Origin of the sequence: Georgenia phoenicis (assembly GCF_047302425.1) — a bacterium.
GTDB lineage: Bacteria > Actinomycetota > Actinomycetes > Actinomycetales > Actinomycetaceae > Oceanitalea.
Genome location: NZ_CP154855.1, coordinates 2,122,563 through 2,142,590 on the forward strand (window position 1 = coordinate 2,122,563; position 20,028 = coordinate 2,142,590).

Annotated in this window: 21 protein-coding genes and 1 riboswitch; of the genes, 14 read left to right on the forward strand and 7 right to left on the reverse strand. The window is 74.7% G+C overall.

The features are described 5' to 3' along the window. Window positions 1–6 precede the first annotated feature (6 nt). Window positions 7–471 carry a PH domain-containing protein gene (locus AA0005_RS09965; RefSeq protein ID WP_413450014.1) on the reverse strand — a complete coding sequence of 155 codons (465 nt, stop codon included), beginning with the start codon at window positions 469–471 and terminating at the stop codon, window positions 7–9. Between the two features lie 95 nt (window positions 472–566). On the opposite strand from AA0005_RS09965, the gene AA0005_RS09970 reads away from it, so the two are divergent. The 3 genes from AA0005_RS09970 to AA0005_RS09980 all read left to right on the forward strand — a co-directional run bounded on the left by AA0005_RS09970 (window position 567) and on the right by AA0005_RS09980 (window position 4,015). Further along, window positions 567–2,510, forward strand: a complete 1,944-nt coding sequence (locus tag AA0005_RS09970; RefSeq protein WP_413450015.1) for an arylsulfotransferase family protein — start codon at window positions 567–569, stop codon at window positions 2,508–2,510. Window positions 2,511–2,574: 64 nt separating this feature from the next. Beyond that, window positions 2,575–3,582: a serine hydrolase domain-containing protein gene (locus AA0005_RS09975; protein ID WP_413450016.1), complete on the forward strand. Its 1,008-nt coding sequence runs from the start codon at window positions 2,575–2,577 to the stop codon at window positions 3,580–3,582. Window positions 3,583–3,631: 49 nt separating this feature from the next. Next, window positions 3,632–4,015, forward strand: a complete 384-nt coding sequence (locus tag AA0005_RS09980; RefSeq protein WP_413450017.1) for an HNH endonuclease — start codon at window positions 3,632–3,634, stop codon at window positions 4,013–4,015. Window position 4,016: 1 nt separating this feature from the next. Here AA0005_RS09980 and AA0005_RS09985 read toward each other — a convergent pair whose 3' ends face one another. After that, entirely contained in the window at window positions 4,017–5,042 is a 1,026-nt protein-coding gene (locus AA0005_RS09985; RefSeq protein WP_413450018.1) for a TIGR01777 family oxidoreductase, read from the reverse strand. Between the two features lie 100 nt (window positions 5,043–5,142). On the opposite strand from AA0005_RS09985, the gene AA0005_RS09990 reads away from it, so the two are divergent. From AA0005_RS09990 to ribH, 8 genes are all read left to right on the forward strand, one after another. Further along, window positions 5,143–7,302, forward strand: coding sequence for a DUF222 domain-containing protein (locus tag AA0005_RS09990; protein ID WP_413450019.1), 2,160 nt, complete (start codon window positions 5,143–5,145; stop codon window positions 7,300–7,302). An 86-nt stretch (window positions 7,303–7,388) separates the two neighbouring features. Further along, window positions 7,389–8,027 (forward strand): GyrI-like domain-containing protein, encoded by a 639-nt coding sequence (locus AA0005_RS09995; protein ID WP_413450020.1) that lies wholly within the window; start codon window positions 7,389–7,391, stop codon window positions 8,025–8,027. A 26-nt stretch (window positions 8,028–8,053) separates the two neighbouring features. Further along, window positions 8,054–8,467 (forward strand): YccF domain-containing protein, encoded by a 414-nt coding sequence (locus AA0005_RS10000; protein WP_413450021.1) that lies wholly within the window; start codon window positions 8,054–8,056, stop codon window positions 8,465–8,467. Window positions 8,468–8,470: 3 nt separating this feature from the next. Continuing rightward, window positions 8,471–9,373: a Gfo/Idh/MocA family protein gene (locus AA0005_RS10005; RefSeq protein WP_413450022.1), complete on the forward strand. Its 903-nt coding sequence runs from the start codon at window positions 8,471–8,473 to the stop codon at window positions 9,371–9,373. 71 nt (window positions 9,374–9,444) lie between these two features. Then, window positions 9,445–9,576, forward strand: a riboswitch (FMN riboswitch). Between the two features lie 79 nt (window positions 9,577–9,655). Further along, window positions 9,656–10,696: a bifunctional diaminohydroxyphosphoribosylaminopyrimidine deaminase/5-amino-6-(5-phosphoribosylamino)uracil reductase RibD gene (gene ribD / locus AA0005_RS10010; RefSeq protein ID WP_413450023.1), complete on the forward strand. Its 1,041-nt coding sequence runs from the start codon at window positions 9,656–9,658 to the stop codon at window positions 10,694–10,696. Then, window positions 10,696–11,295, forward strand: a complete 600-nt coding sequence (locus tag AA0005_RS10015; RefSeq protein ID WP_413450024.1) for a riboflavin synthase — start codon at window positions 10,696–10,698, stop codon at window positions 11,293–11,295. Before ribD ends, AA0005_RS10015 begins: the two co-directional genes overlap by 1 nt. After that, window positions 11,292–12,620, forward strand: coding sequence for a 3,4-dihydroxy-2-butanone-4-phosphate synthase (gene ribB, locus AA0005_RS10020; protein WP_413450025.1), 1,329 nt, complete (start codon window positions 11,292–11,294; stop codon window positions 12,618–12,620). The genes AA0005_RS10015 and ribB overlap by 4 nt, the downstream gene beginning before the upstream one ends. Next, window positions 12,617–13,087: a 6,7-dimethyl-8-ribityllumazine synthase gene (gene ribH / locus AA0005_RS10025; protein WP_413450026.1), complete on the forward strand. Its 471-nt coding sequence runs from the start codon at window positions 12,617–12,619 to the stop codon at window positions 13,085–13,087. Before ribB ends, ribH begins: the two co-directional genes overlap by 4 nt. Before the next feature lie 50 nt (window positions 13,088–13,137). Here ribH and AA0005_RS10030 read toward each other — a convergent pair whose 3' ends face one another. From AA0005_RS10030 to AA0005_RS10045, 4 genes are all read right to left on the reverse strand, one after another. After that, window positions 13,138–13,455, reverse strand: coding sequence for a hypothetical protein (locus tag AA0005_RS10030; RefSeq protein WP_413450027.1), 318 nt, complete (start codon window positions 13,453–13,455; stop codon window positions 13,138–13,140). Window positions 13,456–13,620: 165 nt separating this feature from the next. Continuing rightward, window positions 13,621–13,980: a nuclear transport factor 2 family protein gene (locus AA0005_RS10035; RefSeq protein WP_413450028.1), complete on the reverse strand. Its 360-nt coding sequence runs from the start codon at window positions 13,978–13,980 to the stop codon at window positions 13,621–13,623. A 58-nt stretch (window positions 13,981–14,038) separates the two neighbouring features. Then, on the reverse strand, window positions 14,039–14,860 hold the full coding sequence (locus tag AA0005_RS10040) for a MerR family transcriptional regulator (RefSeq protein ID WP_413450029.1): 822 nt from the start codon (window positions 14,858–14,860) through the stop codon (window positions 14,039–14,041). A gap of 29 nt (window positions 14,861–14,889) precedes the next feature. Next, a complete protein-coding gene (locus tag AA0005_RS10045) occupies window positions 14,890–16,173 on the reverse strand; it encodes an endo-1,4-beta-xylanase (RefSeq protein ID WP_413450030.1) in 1,284 nt (427 codons plus the stop codon). Window positions 16,174–16,268: 95 nt separating this feature from the next. Here AA0005_RS10045 and AA0005_RS10050 point away from each other — a divergent pair, with 95 nt between their 5' ends. After that, window positions 16,269–16,841 (forward strand): GNAT family N-acetyltransferase, encoded by a 573-nt coding sequence (locus tag AA0005_RS10050; protein ID WP_413450031.1) that lies wholly within the window; start codon window positions 16,269–16,271, stop codon window positions 16,839–16,841. Here AA0005_RS10050 and AA0005_RS10055 read toward each other — a convergent pair whose 3' ends face one another. After that, on the reverse strand, window positions 16,842–17,573 hold the full coding sequence (locus AA0005_RS10055) for a competence/damage-inducible protein A (protein WP_413450032.1): 732 nt from the start codon (window positions 17,571–17,573) through the stop codon (window positions 16,842–16,844). It abuts the gene before it with no gap. A 132-nt stretch (window positions 17,574–17,705) separates the two neighbouring features. On the opposite strand from AA0005_RS10055, the gene AA0005_RS10060 reads away from it, so the two are divergent. Next, window positions 17,706–18,410: a LamB/YcsF family protein gene (locus AA0005_RS10060; RefSeq protein ID WP_413453085.1), complete on the forward strand. Its 705-nt coding sequence runs from the start codon at window positions 17,706–17,708 to the stop codon at window positions 18,408–18,410. Next, window positions 18,407–20,011 carry a 5-oxoprolinase/urea amidolyase family protein gene (locus AA0005_RS10065; RefSeq protein WP_413450033.1) on the forward strand — a complete coding sequence of 535 codons (1,605 nt, stop codon included), beginning with the start codon at window positions 18,407–18,409 and terminating at the stop codon, window positions 20,009–20,011. The genes AA0005_RS10060 and AA0005_RS10065 overlap by 4 nt, the downstream gene beginning before the upstream one ends. Window positions 20,012–20,028: the final 17 nt, after the last annotated feature.

A 20,028-nucleotide genomic window follows, 5' to 3' on the forward strand; every position in this document is an offset into this window, starting at 1 on the left:
CTGCGGTCACCGCGTCGACGACGCGGCGGTGTGCCAGCGCTGCAGCAGGCGGACGTGCCCGGCGGAGTTCGGCAGCTCGACCTGCTTGGCGTCGTCCCGCAGCAGGTAGACGAAGTTGTTGCCGAAGGGCATGGGCCGGCCGGTGCGCACCTCGCTCATGTCCTGCCACGGGTACGTGCGCCGTCGAACGAGCGTCGTGAAGTGGACGCCTTCCCGGTCCACCGCCACCCGGCTCCGGAGCTCGCCCGCCCCGAGGGCGAGGAAGCCCAGCCCGACGGCCAGCCGCAACCAGAAGGCCCATGTGCCCACGGTGGCGCTGACGTCCTCCGAGAGGAGGCTGTTCACGGTGAAGGCGACGTTCACGCACGCGAGCACGATGAACCCGACGCCCACCCCCACTCTGCCGGCCCGCCACGAGTTCTCGGGCGGAGGCCGGTCGTCGTCAGGTGTTCCGTCGGTGTGCGGAGTCATCCGTCCAGCATGCCCGGGGACGGTGACGCAGGTCACTTCCCGGATGTCGACCGTTCAAGTCGCGGACGGTGCCACAGCGGGGACACAGTAGTGCGATGAGCGCCCATGACGGTGGTGGTCGGGCGAGCTCGCCCGGACCGGACGGGCCCGACGCCCCGGGCTCGCGCGCGCAGCGGTCGCCCGCCAGGCGCCGCCTCCTCCTGGTTCTCGCGGTCCTCGCACTCGCCGTCGCCGCGGTGCTCACCTACGCCCAGCTCAGCCGGACGGCACCGGGCGAGCCGACGCCCGCACCCGCCGAGCCGCCCGCCACCGCGGCGGACCCGAGTTCGGGACAGGTGTCCGCGTTCCCGGCGCCGGGCACCGCCGTCGTCCACCCGCAGGCCCAGTTGAGCTTCCGGGGACTGCCCTCGGCGGACCTGGGCGAGATCGCCGTCGTCGGCTCGGAGTCCGGTGAGCACACCGGCACGCTCCTGCCGCACTCCGACGGCGAGGGCGTGAGCTTCCTGCCCGACGAGCCCTTCGTCGAGGGCGAGGACGTCACCGTCACCACCGAGCACCCGGTCCGTGGCGGGCAGGACGGCGAGTACACCCTGACCGTCGCCGAGCTGGGGGAGCGCCCAGACCTCACCGCCCCACCGGTCCAGGAGATCCGGGGCAAGCCCGCCGACCCGGAGGGCGAGCTCGCCGTCGAGTATGTGCGCCACTACCCCTCCGCGCCCGGCGTCGAGCCCCCGCAGGTCGACGTCACCGGCCCCGAGGCCGGCACCGTGGGGCCGGACGACCCGCGCTCCCCGGGCCTCACCGCCATCGGCGTGAAGAACGGCTACGGGCAGAAGGGTCCGATGCTCGTCGACGACGCGGGCGAGCCGGTCTGGTTCCTGCCCCTCGACGGCGTCGACGCCCGCGACGTGCAGGTCCAGGAGTACCGCGGCGAGCCCGTCATCACCTGGTGGGAGGGCCTCATGGGCACGGGCTACGGCTACGGCGAGGCGGTCGTCATGGACGCCTCCTACCGGGAGCTGGCGCGGGTGGACATGGCCGGCGGGTACGCCGCCGACTCCCACGAGGTCCGCATCACCGAGGACGACACCGTGCTCCTCATCGGCTACGAGCCGGTGCGGATGGACCTCACCCACGTCGGCGGCCCGGCCGACGGGCAGGTCATCGACAACGTCGTCCAGGAGATCGACCCCGCGACCGGTGCGCTGCTCTTCGAGTGGCACAGCGTGGGCCAGGTGGCCCTGGAGGAGTCCTACCTGCCCATCGAGGACGCGGGGGACCGCTACGACTACTTCCACGCCAACTCCGTCGAGGTGGACGACGACGGCGACCTCCTCGTCTCCGCGCGACACACCTGCGCGGCGTACTCGCTCGACCGGGAGACCGCCGCCGTCGAGTGGCGGCTGGGCGGCCGGGAGAGCGACTTCGCCATGGGGGAGGGGGCCTTCTTCATCAAGCAGCACGACGCGCGGCGCAGCGCCGACGGCACCCTCACCCTCCTGGACAACGGCGGCGACTGCGGTGACATCACCCGGGAGGTGACGCGGGGGATCGCGCTCGAGCTCGACGAGGAGGCCATGACGGCCGAGCTCACCCGCGAGTACCTCCACCCCGAGGGGCTCTTCTCCCAAAGCCAGGCCAACTTCCAGGAGCTGCCCGGCGGCGACGTCTTCTTCGGCTGGGGCAGCGTCGCGCGCTTCACCCTCATGGACCAGGAGGGACAGGTGCTGCTGGACGGCACCATCCCCTCCGACCTCATCGTCACCTCCTACCGCGCCCACCGGGTGGACTGGGAGGGGCGGCCGAGCACCGAGCCCTCCGCCGTCGCCGTCGACGGTGCTGTCCACGTGAGCTGGAACGGAGCCACCGAGGTCGCCGGCTGGCGGGTGCTCGACGACGTCGGGAACGAGGTTGGTGCGGCGGCCCGGGACGGTTTCGAGACGGTCCTGCCCGTGACCGGTGCGCCCGAGGGGCTACGGGTCCAGGCGCTCGACGCCGCCGGTGAGGTCCTCGGCGAGGGGGACGTGAGAACCGGCTGAGCCCGTCGCCCGGGCGGCGATATTCGCTTCGGCGCGATCGGGCGCTCCTCTAGGGTCCCCTCACGTGAACATCGACACGCAGGCACTGGACGAGGCCATGGCGGCCTTCACGGGCGTCGTGGCCGTCGACGTCGACGGCCAACGCACCCTCGAGCGCACGGCAGGGTACGCCCACCGCGCGCTGCGGGTGCCCATCAGCGCGGGCACGCGGATCGCGATCGCGAGCGGCAGCAAGGCCTTCACCGCGGTCGCGGTCGTGCGGCTCGTCGAGAAGGGCCTGCTCCGCCTGGACCAGCCCGTCCGCGAGCTCCTCGGTGACGACCTCCCGCTCGTCGACGACCGGGTGACCATCGAGCACCTGCTCACGCACACCTCGGGCATCGGCGACTACCTCGACGAGGAGGCCGACTGGGACGTGTCCGACTTCGTCCTTCCCGTGCCGGTGCACTCCCTGCACACCGCGACCGCGTTCCTCCCGATGCTCGACGGCCGGCCGCAGAAGTTCCCGCCCGGCGAGCGGTTCTCCTACTGCAACGGCGGCTACGTCCTGCTCGCCGTCGTCATCGAGCGGGTGACGGGGGAGACCTACCACGACGCCGTCCGCCGCCTCGTCCTCGCCCCCGCCGGCCTCGCCGCGACCGACTTCCTGCCCCTCAACGCGCTCCCTGCGGACGCCGCCGTCGGGTACGTGCACGACGACGGCGACCTCGCCAACACCCTGCACCTGCCGGTTCTCGGCAACGGCGACGGCGGGGCGTTCACGACGGCGGACGACCTGCACCGCTTCTGGTGCGCGCTGCTCGACGGCAGGATCGTGTCGCCGGACAGTGTCGCGGACCTGACCCGGCCGCGCCGCGACGTGCCGGAGGAGGACCTGCGCTACGGGATGGGCTTCTGGGTGCACCGCACCGGCCCGGCGCTCATCCTCGAGGGCTACGACGCGGGAGTGTCCTTCCGGTCGACCCACGTGCCCGGGACGCGCACGACCGTGAGCGTCCTCGGCAACAGCTCCGAGGGGGCGTGGCCGGTCATCGCGGTGCTGGCGGAGGCCGTCGACGCGTCCCTCGGCTGAGCACCCGGACCGCAGGACACCGTCGCGCGGCATGCCGCACCCTGGGCGTGTGCGCCAGCAGCATCGCCGGACCCAGCGGCTCGCGGCCTCCGTCCTCGCCCAGGACGGCCGGTGCTTCTGGTGCGGGCGGTCCTTCGACGCGCTCGTCGCACCGACGGTCGACCACGTCGTGCCCCGGCTCAAGGGCGGGCCGTCCTGGGCGGAGAACGAGGTGGCCGCCTGCCGCCGGTGCAACGCGGAGCGCGGCCACACCGCTCCAGTGGACTGGCTGGAGGAGTGCCTCCGGCGCGGCTGGCCGGCCGACCCGGCCGCCCTCGCCCGGGTCCTCGAGCGGCTCGACGACGCCATCGACGAGCACGGCGGCCAGCGGCGGGCGCGGCCCTACCTGCGCGGCCAGCGCAGGCGGATGCTCCGCGCGCTGGGCGAGGAGTGAGTCAGGAACAGGCGAGGGGACGCGACGCGGGCGTCGTCCCGCCGTCGTCCACGCGCCTTCTCCGCATGGACCGCGCCCGCCCGACGAGATCCGGCGCCGCGGACTCCCACGTGGGGAAGCGGAAGGTGAAGCCGACGTCGGCGAGGCGGCCCGGAACCACGCGGCGGCTCTTGAGGAGCAGCTCGGTGTCGGTCCGCAGCGCGAGGGCGCCGACCTCGGCCATGAGCCGGGTGGCCGGGAGCCCGACCGGCCGGCCCCACGCGCGTCGCAGCACCGTCATGAAGTCGCGCTGCTGGAGCGGCTCGGGCGCCGCGAGGTTGACCGGGCCCTCGAGGTCGTCGCGCGTGAGGAGGAGCTCGACGGCGCGGACGAAGTCGTCCCCGTGGATCCACGAGACGTACTGGCGCCCGCCGTCGACGGGACCGCCGAGGCCGAGCCTCGCCATCCACGACATGTAGTCGAAGACGCCGCCGCGGTCCGGCGTCATCACCATCGCGGTGCGCAGGGCCACGCGCCGGGTGCGGGGTGTGTCGGCCTTCGCCTGCTCCTCCTCCCAGCGGCGCGCGATGCGCACGCTGTACTCCCAGTAGAGCGGGACGTCCGGCTCCTCACCGCCGATGACGCCGGTGGCCTCGTCGTGGGCCGGGTCGCCGGGGCGGCTGCGCGCGTCGGCGTAGATGGTCGCCGTGCTCATCTGCAGCCACACCGCGGGCGGGCGCGTGGCTCGCGCGATCGCCTCGCCCACCACCCGGGTCGACTCCACGCGCGAGGACATCATCTGGCGCAGGTTCGCGTCGGTGTAGCGGCAGCTGACGGAGCGGCCGGCGAGGTTGACGACGGCGTCCGCGCCGTCGATCTCCTCGGCCCACGCGCCGAGCGTGCGCCCGTCCCAGACGACGTGCCGGACGCCGTCCTCGAGCCGTTCGGGGCGGCGGGAGAGGACGACGACGCCGTCGCCTCGCTCCGCCAGTGCACGCCGTAGTGCACCGCCGACCTGTCCGGTTCCTCCCGGGATCACGATCTTCACGGCTTGAGCCTAGCGAGGACAGTGGTCCGAAGATTTGGTTCCACACCCCTTGCGCACTCGAACGTGCGTTCGATACCATAGTGCCAAGGAGGTGCCGGAGATGACACTGAGCGAGCGGGACGACGTCGACCCGGACGCCGGCGAGTCTCGCGAGCCGTCACTCCTCGAGGCGGAGGTCGCCGCGCTGCTCAGCAGGCTGGATCCCCGTTCGCCGCTCCGCTCCGCCGACCTCGTGCCGGTGACCGCAGAGGACCCGCCGGCCTACGCGGAGTTCGCGACCTTCGGGCTGGCGAAGTACACGGAGGTCGAGCCGGCCGACTGGGCACAGCGGAAGGTTGCCGAGCTCCTTCCGGTCCCGATGGCGCTGGGGGACTACCTCGAGCACCTTCCGCCCGGCCCGCGGCTGGCCCACCTCCTCGAGGTCATCGACACCGCGGACGTCGACGACTACTCGCTCGTCGAGGTCGTCGCGGCCTACCGGCGGATGGAGTCCTGGGCGGCGGCGCGCACGGCACGTGCCGCAGCGGCGCTCAGTGAACGTCCCGCCCTCAACCCGACGTGGCCCGGCACGGTGCCGGGCCGGGACCGCGGCGAGTGCGTCGTGGGCGAGGAGCTGGCCATGCGGCTGCGGGTCAGCCGGCAGACGGCGCTGCGCATCGTCTCGTGTGGGCGCGGCTTCGGGCAGCTCTTCCAGCTCACCGGTGAGGCTCTCGAGCAGGGCCAGATCGACTACCCGCGTGCCCAGGCGATCGTCAGGGTGCTGGAGGACCTGCCCGCGGACGTCGCCATGGCCGCGCAGTGGGAGGTCATCGACAAGGCCCCGGGCCGCACCCTGCGCCAGCTGCAGAACGACCTCGCGCGCGCCGTCATCGCGGTCGACCCGGACGACGCCGACGAGCGGCACCGCCGGGCGCGGCAGAAGCGCTGCGTGTACCGGCCGCGGCCGCTGCCCGACGGCATGGCCCAGATGACGGCGGTCGTGCCCGCCGCCGACGCCATCGCCCTCGACCTCGCACTCGACGCCGCCGCGCGCTCGGCGAAGCAGGACGGCGACAAGCGCACCCTCGACCAGCTGCGCGCCGACTCCCTCGGGCTCATGGCCTACACCGCCCTCGAGTGCGGTCACATCGGACCGGACGCCGCCCTGCGCGTGTGCGCCTGCGGTGTCGTCGCCGAGCCGCCGGACGCGGAGAGCGCGGGCACCGCGCCTCCGCCGACCGCCGCGCCACCCGGTGAAGCGGGCACAGCGCACCTGCCGACCGTCTCACCACCCGAAGAAGCGAGCACCGCGCCTCCGCCGCCCGTCTCCCCGCTCGACGAAGCGCGCACCGCACCTCCGCCACCCGCCCCGCCGCCGGTCGAGACGAGCACCGCACCACCACCGACCGCGTCACCACCACCCGAAGCGACCATCGCCCCGGCGTCAACGCCCACCACCGCGCCCCGCCCTGCCACCGCCTGCCCGCCCTACCCGGGGCACCGGCTCCCCGGCGGTCTCCTGCCCACCGTCCGCCTCGGATCGCTGTCGGGCAGCAAGGTCCAGGTGCGGGTCACCGTCCCGCTCGGCGTCTTCCTGCCCGAGCCAGGCGAGCAGAGCCCGCTCGAGCGGATCACCGAGCCCGTCGCCGAGCTCGAGGGCTACGGCCCCGTCCCGCCGGTCGTCGCGCGAGCCCTGGCCGCCGGGGGAGCGTGGCGGCGACTGGTTACCGATCCGGCCACCGAGCAGGTCATCGACGTCGGACGCACCCGCTACCAGCCGCCCGCCGCGATGGCGGAGCTGGTCCGGGAGCGCGACCGCACCTGCAGCCGGCCTGGCTGCTCCTGCTCGGCACGCCACGCGGAGATCGACCACGAGCACGAGTGGCAGCACGGGGGCGTCACCTCCGTGGAGAACACCGGACCGAACTGTCGGCGCGACCACCTCGTCAAGACGATCGGCGTTTACACCGTCGCCCACGGCACCGACCGCACCTACGCCTGGGCCGGCCCCACCGGCCACGGCTACCTCCGCCGGCCCGACGGCACCGTGGTCACCATGCCGCGGCGCTCCGCCGAGGGACTGCGGGAGCTGGGCCGGGCCTCGGTGAGCGCACGTCGGAGCATCGATCCCGCCTTCGTCGACGGTGTCCTCGCGGAGATCGCCGCCGGCACCGATGTCGGCGGCAGCTGGGTGCCCTCCGGAGGACTGCGCACCACGGCCCCCTGGCCGGGCGTCGACGACGGACCGTCGTGGGCTGCCGAGGACGAGCCACCGTTCTGAGGGCAAGCCCGAACTACGAATCGCCACCGCCAGGGCGCGACGGCTGGAACCATGACCGCAGAACGCACGAGAGAGCGAGGCCGATGATGGCGGGACGCACGACCGAGGCAGGCAAGACCGATCTCAGGAAGACCCTCGACGGCTACCAGGCCAAGCGCGGGGAGTTCCGCCTGCTGGACGTCCCCGAGTCGCGCTACCTCATGGTCGACGGCCACGGCGACCCCAACACCTCACCGGCCTTCACCGCCGCCGTCGAGACGCTCTACCCCGTGGCCTACGCACTCAAGTTCGCGAGCAGGAACGAGCTCGGCCGCGACTACGTCGTCCCGCCCCTCGAAGGACTGTGGTGGGCCGACGACATGGACGCCTTCACCTCCGCCCGCGACAAGTCGCAGTGGGACTGGACGCTCCTTCTCCTGATCCCCGAGTGGGTCCCCACCGACCTCGCCCATACGACCGTCGAGCACGTGCGCACGACCAAGCGCCCCGCCCGCATCGACGATCTGCGCGTCGCACCACTCGCCGAGGCAACCTGCGTGCAGACCCTCCACGTTGGCTCCTTCGACGACGAGGCACCCGTCCTCGAGCGCCTCCACCACGAGGTCCTGCCCGAGCGCGGCCTGCGCCCCACCGGCATCCACCACGAGATCTACCTCAGCGACATGCGGCGCACCGCTCCCGAACGGCAGCGGACCATCCTGCGCCAGCCCGTCGGCCCCGTCTGAACGCACGCCACCACTACGGTTGACCCATGCGCACCATCGGCAACGTCCTGTGGCTCCTCCTCGCCGGCTGGTGGCTCGCCCTGCTCTACGTCGTCGCCGGCATCATCGCCTGCATCCTCATCATCACCATCCCCTTCGGCATCGCCTCCTTCCGGCTCGCGAGCTTCGTCATCTGGCCCTTCGGCCGCCGCGCGGTGTTCCGCCGCGACGCCGGTGTCCTCTCCCTCATCGGCAACGTCCTGTGGATCCTCCTGCTCGGCTGGGAGCTGGCCATCGCGCACCTCGTCGCGGGCCTCATCCTCTGCGTCACCGTCGTCGGCATCCCCTTCGGCATCGCCTGCTGGAAGATGGTGCCCCTCGCGCTCCTGCCGCTCGGGCAGCAGATCGTGCCCGTCCGGGACGGCCACACCACGCTGGCCGCCCCCGTCGGGCGGGCCTGAGCGGTGCGCGTCGCCGTCATCGGCCTCGGGGACATCGCCACCAAGGCCTACCTGCCCGTCCTCACCGCCACCCCCGGGGTCACCCCGGTCCTCGTCTCGCGCGGCCGCGAGACGGTCGACGCCTCGGCGGAGCGCTACCGCGTCGCGGAGCGCTTCACCGACCTCGAGGCCGCCATCGCCTCCGGCCTGGACGCCGCCACCATCCACGCCCCGACCGACGCGCACGAGCGGATCGTCGAGACGCTGCTGCGCCACGACGTCCCTGTCCTCGTCGACAAGCCCATCGCCCCGCACCTCGAGACCTCGGCCCGGCTCGTCGAGCTCGCTACGCAGCGCGGCGTCTCCCTCGCCGTCGGCTTCAACCGCCGCTGGGCCCCCGCCTACCGCGCCCTCGCAGACTGGCCCGACCGCGACGTCGTCACCCTCCACAAGCACCGCTCGCACCCGCTCGGCGACGCCCGCCCCATGGTCCTCGACGACTTCATCCACGTCCTCGACACCCTCCGCTTCCTCGTCCCCTCCACCCTCGAGGACCTCACCGTCTCCGTCCGCCACGACGACGCCGGCCGCACCCGCCGCCTCGCGGTCCAGTTCACGGGGGAGGGCCGCCTCGCCGTCGGGGTCATGAGCTGGACGGCGGGCGGCGCCCACGAGCTGCTCGACGTCGTCGGCGACGGTCGCCGCAGGCAGGTCACCGACCTCGCCGACGTCGTCGACCACGACGGCGGTGAACGCCTGGTCCGCCGTGACGGGTGGCGCCCGGCCACCGAGCTGCGCGGCTTCGACGCCATGTGCGCGGACTTCCTCACCGCCGTCCGGGAGGGCCGGCGGCTCGACGCGAGCGACGCCCTCGTCACCCACGAGCTGTGCGAGCGGGTCGTCGCGACGGCCTCCTCGCCCGGGTGAGGCCGATCGTCGTCCCCGCACGCCGGCCGCGGTCCGGCCCGTCTCCCGGGAAGGTAGGCTGTCGGGCAGCAACACGTGCTCCGGGGTCGGTGTAATTCCGAGCCGGCGGTGACAGTCCGCGACCCGTGCGTCCCACGACGCCCGGTTGACCTGGTGGAACTCCAGGACCGACGGTGAAAGTCCGGATGGGAGGCAGCACGTGGCGCCGCCGTCCTCTGCCGACGGTGGCGTCATTGGTGTCCCCCTGCCCCCGGTCTGGTACCGACAGGGAAGGGGACAGGCATGCCGGACGTCTCGTGGGCGCTCGGACGCGCGACCGAGCTCGCCGAGCGAGGGCCGCAGCACGGCGGCAACCCCCGGGTGGGCTGCGTCATCCTCGCCGCCGACGGTGCGGTGGTGTCCGAGGGCTGGCACCGCGGGGCGGGCACGGCCCACGCCGAGGCGGCCGCGCTGGCCGGCACCGACCCCGTCCGGCTCCGCGGCGCGACCGCGGTCGTCACCCTCGAGCCGTGCCACCACAGCGGCCGGACCCCGCCGTGCTCACTGGCCCTGCACGCCGCGGGCGTCGCGCGTGTCGTGTACGCGGTCGGCGACCCCGACCCGGTCGCCACCGGTGGGGCGCGGTGGCTGGCCGGTCAGGGCGTGGACGTCCTCACCGCGAAGGACGCGGGCGTGCCCGCGGACGTCACGGGCCCGGCGGCACGCCTGACCGCCGCCTGGGCGACCGCAGTGCGCCGTCGCCGGCCCTGGGTGGTCGGCAAGACCGCGATGAGCCTGGACGGGCGGGTCGCCGCGGCGGACGGCACGTCGCGCTGGATCACCGGCGCGGCCGCCCGCGCCCACGCGCACACGGTGCGTGCCGACGTCGACGCCGTCGTCGTCGGCACAGGCACCGTGCTCACCGACGACCCGGCGCTCACCGCCCGCGGTCCCGACGACACGCTCGGAGACCACCAGCCGCTGCGGGTCGTCGTCGGCCGGCGCGCCGTCCCGCCCGGGGCTGCGCTGCGCCAGGCGCCGGGCGGCTGGCTTCACCTTCCCACGCGCGGCCTGCGCACAGCGCTCGACCGGCTCTGGGACGCGGGAGCGCGCCGGGTCCTCCTCGAGGGCGGGCCCACCCTGCTGAGCCGCGCGCTGCGCGAGCACCTGGTCGACGAGCTCCACGCGTACCTCGCCCCCGTCCTGCTCGGTGGCGGCCTGCCCGCCGTCACCGACCTCGGCGTCACGACCCTGGCCGACGCGCCGCGGTGGCGCCCCGTCACGACCCACACCCTGGGCGAGGACCTCCTCGTCGTCGCCCACCGACCCGAGGGAGACCTCTGATGTTCACCGGACTCGTCGAGGAGGTCGGCACCGTCACGCGACGGACCGACCTCGACGACGCCGCCGTCCTCACCGTCGCCGCCGACACCGTCCTCGACGGTCTGCGCCCGGGCGACTCCGTCGCCGTGGCCGGCGTGTGCCTCACCGTGACCACCCACGACGCGCACGGCTTCACCGCCGACGTCATGCCCGAGACCCTGCGCCGGACCACTCTCGGCGCGCTGGCCCCCGGGCACCGCGTCAATCTCGAGCGTCCCGTCCGTCCCGACGGCCGGCTCGGCGGGCACCTCGTCCAGGGGCACGTCGACGGTGTGGGCACCCTGCTCGACCGGCGTCCCGGGCCCCGCTGGACCGAGCTCGACGTCGCGCTGCCCGCGGGGCTCGCGCGCTACGTCGCCGAGAAGGGGTCCGTCAGCGTCGAGGGTGTGTCCCTCACGGTCACCGGGGTCGGGGCGGACGCCTTCGGCGTGGCGCTCGTCCCCACCACCCTGGAGCGGACCACGCTCGGTGACCTCGCCCCCAGGGACCGGGTGAACCTCGAGGTCGACGTCGTGGCCAAGTACGTCGAGCGGCTCCTCTCCGCGGGGGTCGGCGCGTGAGCACGACGAGGGCCCACCCCGGTGCGGCTGGCGGAGCGTCGCCGGACCACCGGCTCGAGACCGCGCTCGGCGAGCTCCGCGCGGGGCGCCCCGTCCTCGTCGCCGACGGCCACGACCGGGAGGACGAGGTCGACGTCGTGCTGCCCGCCGCCACCGCCGACGCGGCGTGGGTGGCCTGGACCGTCCGGCACAGCTCGGGTTACCTCTGTGCGCCGATGCCGGCGCACCGCGCCGACGAGCTCCACCTGCCGCCCATGGTGACCCACTCGCAGGACCCGCGAGGGACCGCCTACGCGGTGTCCGTCGACGCGGCCGACGGCGTGGGCACCGGCATCTCCGCGGCCGACCGGGCCCGGACGCTCCGCGTCCTCGCCGACCCCGCCACGGGCCCGGGCGACCTCGTCCGGCCCGGCCACGTCCTGCCCCTGCGCGCCATGAGCGGGGGTGTGCTGGAGCGGGCCGGGCACACGGAGGCCGCCGTGGACCTGTGCCGCCTCGCCGGCGTGGGTGAGGTCGCCGCCATCGCCGAGCTCGTCGAGGACGACGGGACGATGACTCGCCGCCCCCAGGCGGCGGCGCTCGCGCGGCGCCACGGGCTGGTGCTCCTCACCGTGGCGGACCTCGTCACGTACCGCACGACGCACGACCGGCCGGTGGTCGCGCCGCCCGCCCGCCGGGTACGGGCGCGGGGGTCAGCCCGCCTCCCCACGCCGCACGGTGAGTTCGTCGTCCACGCCTACACCGACCTGCGGACCGGGGACGAGCACCTCGCGCTCACTGCCGCCCCTCCTGCGGGCGCCCCGCCGGCCGACCCGCTCGTGCGGCTCCACTCGGAGTGCCGCACCGGTGACGCGCTCGACTCCGCGCGCTGCGACTGCGGCGCCCAGCTCCGCGAGGCCCTCGCCCGGGTGGCTCGGGAGGGTGGCGCCGTCGTCCACCTCGGTGGACATGAGGGACGGGGGATCGGGCTCCTCGCGAAGATCGAGGCCTACGCCCTGCAGGACCTCGGCGCCGACACGGTCGAGGCGAACCTCCGCCTCGGCCACCCGGCGGAGGCGCGCGAGTACGGCGCCGCGGCGGCCGTCCTCGCCGACCTCGGCATGGACCGCGTCCGCCTGCTGACGAACAACCCGGCGAAGGCCGCGGGGCTCGTCGAGGCCGGGGTCGAGGTCAGTGCGGTCCGCGGCCTCGAGATCGGCCACACGGAGGACAACCACCACTACCTGCTGACGAAGCGGACGGCCATGGGCCACCACCTGCCCGGCCTGGACACGGCCGGCACCCACCCCGGCGCGTCCGGGACGACCGAGGAGGAGCACGCATGAGCGGAGCCGGAGCACCCACCATCACCCCCGACGGCGCCGGCCTGCGGGTGGTCGTCGTAGCCGCGCAGTGGCACACGACCGTCATGGACGGCCTCGTCGCCGGCGCCGTCCGGGCCGCCGAGGAGGCGGGCGCCACCGTGACGCTCGAACGGGTGCCGGGCACCTTCGAGCTGCCCGTGGCCGCCGCGGCGGCGGCCCGTGGCGGCGCGGACGCCGTCGTCGCCCTCGGGGTCGTCGTCCGGGGCGAGACCCCGCACTTCGACTACGTCTGCCAGGCGGCCACCGCGGGCCTCACGGAGGTCTCGGTCCGCACGGGCGTCCCGGTCGGGTTCGGCGTGCTGACGACCGACGACGAGGCGCAGGCGCTCGACCGCGCCGGCCTGCCCGGCTCGCGGGAGGACAAGGGGGCGGAGGCAGCCCAGGCGGCGATCGCGACCGTCCGGGCTGTGCGGCGCCTCGTCGGCTGAGCCGGCGAGGCGCCGGCGCAACCACGGCAGCCCGTGGGACCGACGGCGCGTCAGAGCAGCCAGCACCCCAGCGTCCCGGCGGCCCCGAGCCACAGCCAGCCGGGCAGCCCGAGCGGCAGCTCGGGCTCCCGGCCGGACAGCTCACGCCACGCCCGGTGGACGAGCGGCCACGTGCAGGCGAAGAGCGCGCCGCCGAGGACCGGCCCCCAGCCCGCGGCGACCGCCTTGACGAGCGAGGTGAGGGCGAGCACCGCCGCGCCCGGCACGAGGGCGGCGACGACGACGAGCGTGAGGACCATGGACCCGGCCTGCTGCCCGAGGGACCGCTCCTCGGCCTCCGGCGCACGCAGGTGGGGGACGTTCGACATCCGGATCACTCCCTAGCAACCCAGGGGCGCGGGCGAGAGCGTCGCCCACGCCCTCGTTCCAGTACGGCCGGTCCCGGGGAGCAGCGCTCGACCGCCGGGACCGCCTCCATTCTGCCACCGCAGGCGGGGCGGACCGGCGTGGCGTGCCCGCGCCACGCCGGGCGCTCACGGGGCGATGACGAGTTCCTCGATCCCGTCCGGGCCGACGCGGAAGCGGAGCCGCAGGTCGGCGACCCCGCCGGGGAAGTTCCCCTCGATGCGCGAGAGGACGGTCCAGCGGCCCGGGCCGTCGGCAACCTGTCCCTGGTAGGTCGCCGTGTAGGTGTACTCGCTGCCTGCCGTCGTGAGCCAGCGGCGGATCTCGTCGGCTCCCCGGTACTCGGTGGCCTCGTCGACGACGCGCGCGTCGGCGGCGAAGGCCGCCACGAGCCCCGCGGGGTCACCGTCCTCGAGACGGCCCTCCAGGTAGCGGGTGACAGGCGCTGGCAGCAGCTCGGGCCGGTACGGGGTGGTGGTCGTGGTCATGGGCTTCCTCCCTGTGTCGGTGGACAGGGCCACCGTCGACCTTCCCCCCGGGGGAAGGTCAAGACCGGCTCCCGGAGACAGGGAAGACGGGCCAGCCCACCTCCGTCCGGGTCCGGGCGTCGATGCCCGGGAAGCCCTCGAGGTACGTCTCCCGAGAGGGCCCGGGCACCCCCAGCTCGCGGCGCGCCACGTACTCCCCGAGCGCGGCGTACACCCGGGCGACCTCCTCGTCCGGTCCCTCGCTCGTGGCGACCGCGAGCGTGACCGCGGACAGCCGCACGACCGACGCCTCCGGCGGCAGCGCCCCTGGTGCCTCATCGACCGGGACGTAGAGCGCCGCCTCGCCCCGGCCGTCGAGGAACAGCTCGGTGGACCACGCGCCGCCGTAGGGACCGCTGGCGGCGACCTCGCCGGACGCGACGAGGCCGGTGAGGAGCCCGACGCCGCCTCTGAACCACTCGCCGAGGGCGTCGAGCTCGATCGTCGCGTGCACCCCGACGGCACGCTGCGCGGGCACGCTGCGGTGGACCACCTCGAGCGGTGCCGGGGCCGGGTCGAGCAGGGTCCGCAGGGACTGCACCGCGGAGCGTGTCGCCGCGAGCAGTGCCTCCAGCTCCCGCAGGTGGGAGCGCAGGAGCGTCTCGCGCTCGGCGACGTCGGCGGTGGCGAGCACCTCACGGACGAGGGCGAGCGGCGCGTCGAGGGAACGCAGCGCGCTGATGACCCGCGCGTCGGCGAGCTGCTCGGCCGCGTAGAGGCGGTAGCCGTTGTGCGGGTCCACCCGGGCCGGCGTGAGCAGCCCGGACTCGTGGTACGCCCGCAGCGCCTTCGCGCTGAGCCGGGTGGCACGCGAGAAGTCACCGATCGTCATGAGCGTCATGGCCCGCCACCGTCCGGCACGGTCGAGCCCTACCCGAGGACGACGGCGGCCGTCGGCGCCCCGTCCAGCGCGACGGTGCCACTCGTACCGGCGGCGGTCACGGCGTAGTCGCCGTGGAACCCGGACACCTGCACCCGCCCCTCGGCGTCGGTCCGCAGCGTCGTCGCCGGCAGCCACCACTCCTCCTTGACGAGCCGGCGCAGCGCCTCGTAGGCGGGTTTGGGGGTCCCGTCGCTCCGCACGAGACCCGCCGGCGCTCCCAGCCAGGCGCCGTCGTCGGTGATGCCCCAGTAGGTGATCGCCTCGACCGAGGGGTGGGACAGGAGCGAGCGGTAGTGCCGGACGATCTCGTCCGCCTGGCGCTCCTCGCCCTCGGGCGTCGACGGCCAGGAGGGGACCTGGTAGTCGTTGAGGTCGACGATCTCCGGCGGCATGAGGTCGCCCGAGAGCAGCGTGTTCTCGGTGAGGTGGAGGGGCAGGCCGAAGCGCGCGAAGCGGTCGACCATGGCGAGCATCTTCTCCTCGCCCCAGTAGCCCTGGTGCATGTGGGTCTGCAGCCCGAGCGCGTCGACCTGGATGCCCGCCGCAAGGACCTCCTCGATGAGGCGCTCGTAGTCGGTGGACAGGTCGAAGTCGTTGAGCAGGAGCGTCGCGGACGGGTTCGTCGCCCGCGCCTCCTCGAAGGCGAGGCGGACCGTCGGCACGCGACCCTGCTCCCGGCACAGCCGGGTGATCGCGTTCTCGTGCTCCTCGTTGACGAAGTCCGGCATGATGACGACCTCGTTGATGGCGTCCCACGTGTCGACGACCCCGGCGAAGTCACCGACCTCCCTTCGGATCCGGGCGCGCAGCACCTCGGCGACCTCCGCCGTCGGCAGCTCGCGCAGCCAGTCCGGGGCCAGCGTGTGCCACGCGAGCGGGTGGCCCTTGACCGTGACACCCCGGTCCTGGAACCACCGGGCGGTGCGCAGCAGTCGCTCGGTGTCCGGGCGGCCTCGCTCGGGCTCGAAACCGGCCCAGTAGAAGGGCAGGGTCGCGGTGTTGAAGACGTCGAGCCACAGCGCAGCGAGATGCTCGCCCTGGTCCGGCGCGGCCCCGCCGAAGACGTTGTCCACCGGACCGGACGTCTCCCCGTTGGCCAGGGGGATGAGGTCGAAGCCGATGTTGCCGAAGGCGAAGCGGTGGCGGACCTGCTCGACGGTCACCTCGGCGTCCGCCAGGGGCGCGCCGTCGGCGCCGCGCACGGTGAGCGTCGCGTGGGTCACCCGGTGGGCGAGGGAGGGGTCGACAGGAGAGGTGGAGGAGGGCGTCATCGTCGTCTTCCGCAGGAGGGCAGGACGTGGCCGACGCTACCGGACGTCACCGGCACGCCCTTCCGCCCGCCGCGTCGTCGGTGGATCATGGCGCCATGGCGATCGAGGTGCGCCCCGCCGTCGTCTTCGAGGACGTCGCGACGACGGTGGGCCCGAAGCGGCCGGACGCGAACGTGTGCTGGTGCCTGAGCTACCGCCTGCCGTCCAAGGAGCAGCTCGCCCTGCGCGGCCCGGCCCGGGGGGAGCGGGTGCGCGAGCTCGTCGGGCAGGACCCGCCACCGGGCGTGCTCGCCTACGAGGGTGACGACGTCGTCGGCTGGGCCGCCGTCCACCCGCGCGCGGACACGAGCTTCGCCCGCAACCGCAAGATCCCGCACGTCGACGACCTGCCCGTGTGGCCGCTCTGGTGCGTGCGGGTGCGCCCCGGGCACCGCGGGCGGGGGATCGTCCACCACCTCGTCGACGGCGCCGTCGAGCTCGCGCGCTCCCACGGCGCCCCCGCCGTCGAGGCCTACCCCGTCGACAACGACGGCGCCCGGGTCGACCTCACGATGGCCTACGTCGGCACGCGCGCGGTCTTCGAGCGCGCCGGCTTCGTCAAGGTCACCGACACGAGCTCGGTGCTCGCCGGCTTCCCGCGCGTCCTCATGCGCCGCGACCTGCGCTGATCAGCCGGAGACCGCGTCGCGCAGCTCCTCGAGCCGGGCGACGGCGTCCTCCAGCAGCCCCGGCTCCGTCCCCCTGACGACGATGTTCGTGCCCCGGACCGCTCCCTCGTGGAAGGGGTAGGACCCGAAGCTCAGCTGCGGCATCTCCTCGACGAGGTGCCGCAGCCGGGTGGCGATCCGCCCCTCGCCGACCTCGAAGCGCACCTCGCGGGAGCGCAGCGGGACGCCGGCGGCGAGGGTGGGCAGCAGGACCTCGAGCATGGAGACGAAGATGCTCGGGACGCCCGCCATGACGTGGACGTTGCCGATGCTGAAGCCCGGCGCGCCCGAGACCCCGTTGACGATGAGCGTGGCGCCGTCGGGGATGCGCGCCATGCGCAGCTGGTCGGCCGTGGGCGTCGCGCCCCGGCCCGCCAGCGCCGCTTCGAGGAGCGCGCGGGCGTCCTCGCGCACGTCGATGCCAACCCCGAAGGCCGCGGCGACGGCGTCGGCGGTGATGTCGTCGTGCGTGGGCCCGATGCCGCCGGACGTGAACACGTGGGTGTACCGCTCCCGCAGCACGTCCAGCGCCGCGACGATGACGTCCTGGTCGTCGGGGACCACACGGATCTCCCTGAGGTCGATGCCCACCCGCGTGAGCTCGCCGGCCAGGTGGTAGGCGTTGGCCTCCCGGGTGCGTCCGGAGAGGATCTCGTCGCCGATGACGAGGATGGCGGCGGTGGGGTTCGACATGTGCCCAGCGTGCCTCCGTCCGGGCGCCTCGCAAACCGGAGCGGCGGATACGCTGCCCGCACCACCCCGAAGGGAGCCCCCGTGCCGATCGACCTCAACGCCGACGTCGGTGAGTCCTTCGGCGCGTGGACGATGGGCGACGACGCCGCGATCCTCCGTGTCGTCACGAGCGCCAACGTCGCCTGCGGCTTCCACGCCGGCGACCCTCGGACCGCCCGCCGTACCTGCGCACTCGCCACCGAGGCGGGGGTCAACGTCGGTGCGCACGTCTCCTACCGGGACCTCGCCGGCTTCGGCCGCCGCTTCCTCGACGTCGACCCCGAGGAGCTGGCCGACGAGGTCGTCTACCAGGTCGGGGCGCTCCAGGCGCTGGCCGCCGCGGCCGGCACGGAGGTGCGCCACGCCAAGCCGCACGGCGCCCTGTACAACGCGATCGTCCACCACCGCGAGCAGGCCCGCGCCGTCGTCGCCGCCGTGCGCACCGTCGACCCCTCGCTGCCGCTGCTCGTGCTGCCCGGGAGCGTCGTCGAGGAGGAGGCGCGGGCGGCGGGCCTGCGCACCGTCCCCGAGGCCTTCGCCGACCGTGCCTACCTGCCCGACGGCACCCTCCTCCCGCGCTCCCGCCCCGGCGCCGTCCTCACCGACCCGCAGGAGATCGCGGCGCGCGTCGTCCGGCTCGCCACCGAGGGGACCGTGACGGCGGTGGACGGGACCACCGTGCCCGTGCGCGCGGAGAGCGTGTGCGTCCACGGCGACACCCCCGGCGCCGTCGCCGTCGCGACGGCGGTCCGTGCCGCGCTCGACGCCGCCGGCGTCCCGGTGGCCGGCTTCCGGTGACCGGCCGCCCGGTCCGCCCGGTGGGGGAGCGGGCGCTGCTCGTCGAGTGCGCCGACCTCGCCGAGGTCCTCGGCCTGCACGCCGCCCTCACCGCCGAGCCGCTGCCCGGCCTGACCGAGCTGCTCGCCGCCGCGCGCACGCTCCTCGTCCGGGTGAGCGACCGCGGCGCCCGCGACCGCCTCGCGCCGCTCCTGCGCGAGCTTCCCGCGTCGTCGGCGCCCGCGCCCAGCGGCGGCCTGGTCACGATCGACACCGTGTACGACGGCGCCGACCTCGCCGTCGTCGCCGAGCTCACGGGTCTGAGCCGGGAGGGCGTCGTCGCCGCCCACTCGGGGCAGGAGTGGACCGCGGCCTTCGGCGGCTTCGCGCCCGGCTTCGCCTACCTCGTCGGCGACGACGTCCTCACCGTCCCGCGCCGTGCCACCCCGCGCACCGCCGTGCCCGCCGGCGCGGTCGCCCTCGCCGGGCCCTTCTCCGCCGTGTACCCGCGCTCCTCGCCGGGTGGGTGGCAGCTCGTCGGGCGCACCGATGCGCGCCTGTGGGACCTCGACCGCGAGCCGCCGGCGCTGCTGCGCCCGGGGGACCGGGTGCGCTTCCGCCCGGTGCCGGAGCAGGCGCGGCTGAGGACGGACGAGCCCATCGGCCCGCCGCCGGTCACGCACGCACCCGCCAGCCCGTCGGACGCGGCGCCACCCGTGCCCCCGCCGCACGGCGCCCTCACCGTCCTCGCCGCCGGCGCGCAGAGTCTGCTCCAGGACCTCGGCCGCAGCGGCCTCCTCGACCTGGGTGTCAGCCCCTCCGGTGCCTCGGACCGGGGCTCGGCCCGCCAGGCGAACCGGCTCGTCGGCAACGAGCGCACCGCCGCCGTCGTCGAGACGGTCCTCGGCGGCCTGGAGCTGGCGGCCGCCGGCCACCAGGTGCTCGCCGTCTCGGGCGCGCCCGTCCCGCTCACCGTCCTCGCCGACGGGACCGAGCTCAGCCACCCGCCGACCGACGCCCCGTTCCTCCTTCCCGACGGCCACGTCCTGCGGCTGGGGCACCCGGCGGTCGGGTTGCGCGCCTACGTCGCGGTCCGCGGCGGGATCACGGTCCCGCCCGTGCTCGGCAGCCGGTCCACGGACCTCCTCTCGGGCATCGGGCCACTTCCTCTCGCCGCGGGCAGCGTCCTGCCGGTCGGCCCGCCACCCGCCACGGCCGTCGGTCAGCCGGAGCCCGCCCGGGTGCGCGCGTCCGGCGTGCTGCAGGTCGCCGTCCTCATCGGCCCGCGGGCGGACAGGGTGACCGCCGAGTCCCTCCGGCGGCTCCTCGACCAGGAGTGGACGGTGACCGAACGGTCCAACCGCGTGGGCCTGCGCCTGGACGGCACGCCCCTCGAGCTCACCGACCGGGCGGAGCTGGCGAGCGAGGGGACCGTCGCCGGCGCCGTCCAGCTCCCCGCCGACGGCCGGCCCGTCGTCTTCCTCGCCGACCACCCGGTGACCGGCGGCTACCCGGTGCTCGCCGTCGTCCGCGAGACGGACCTCGACGCCCTCGCGCAGGCGCGCCCGGGGGACCGGCTACGCTTCCGGGACGCGTGTTGCGGGGACGAGCCGCAGACGTAGGTTGTGAGGACGCACAG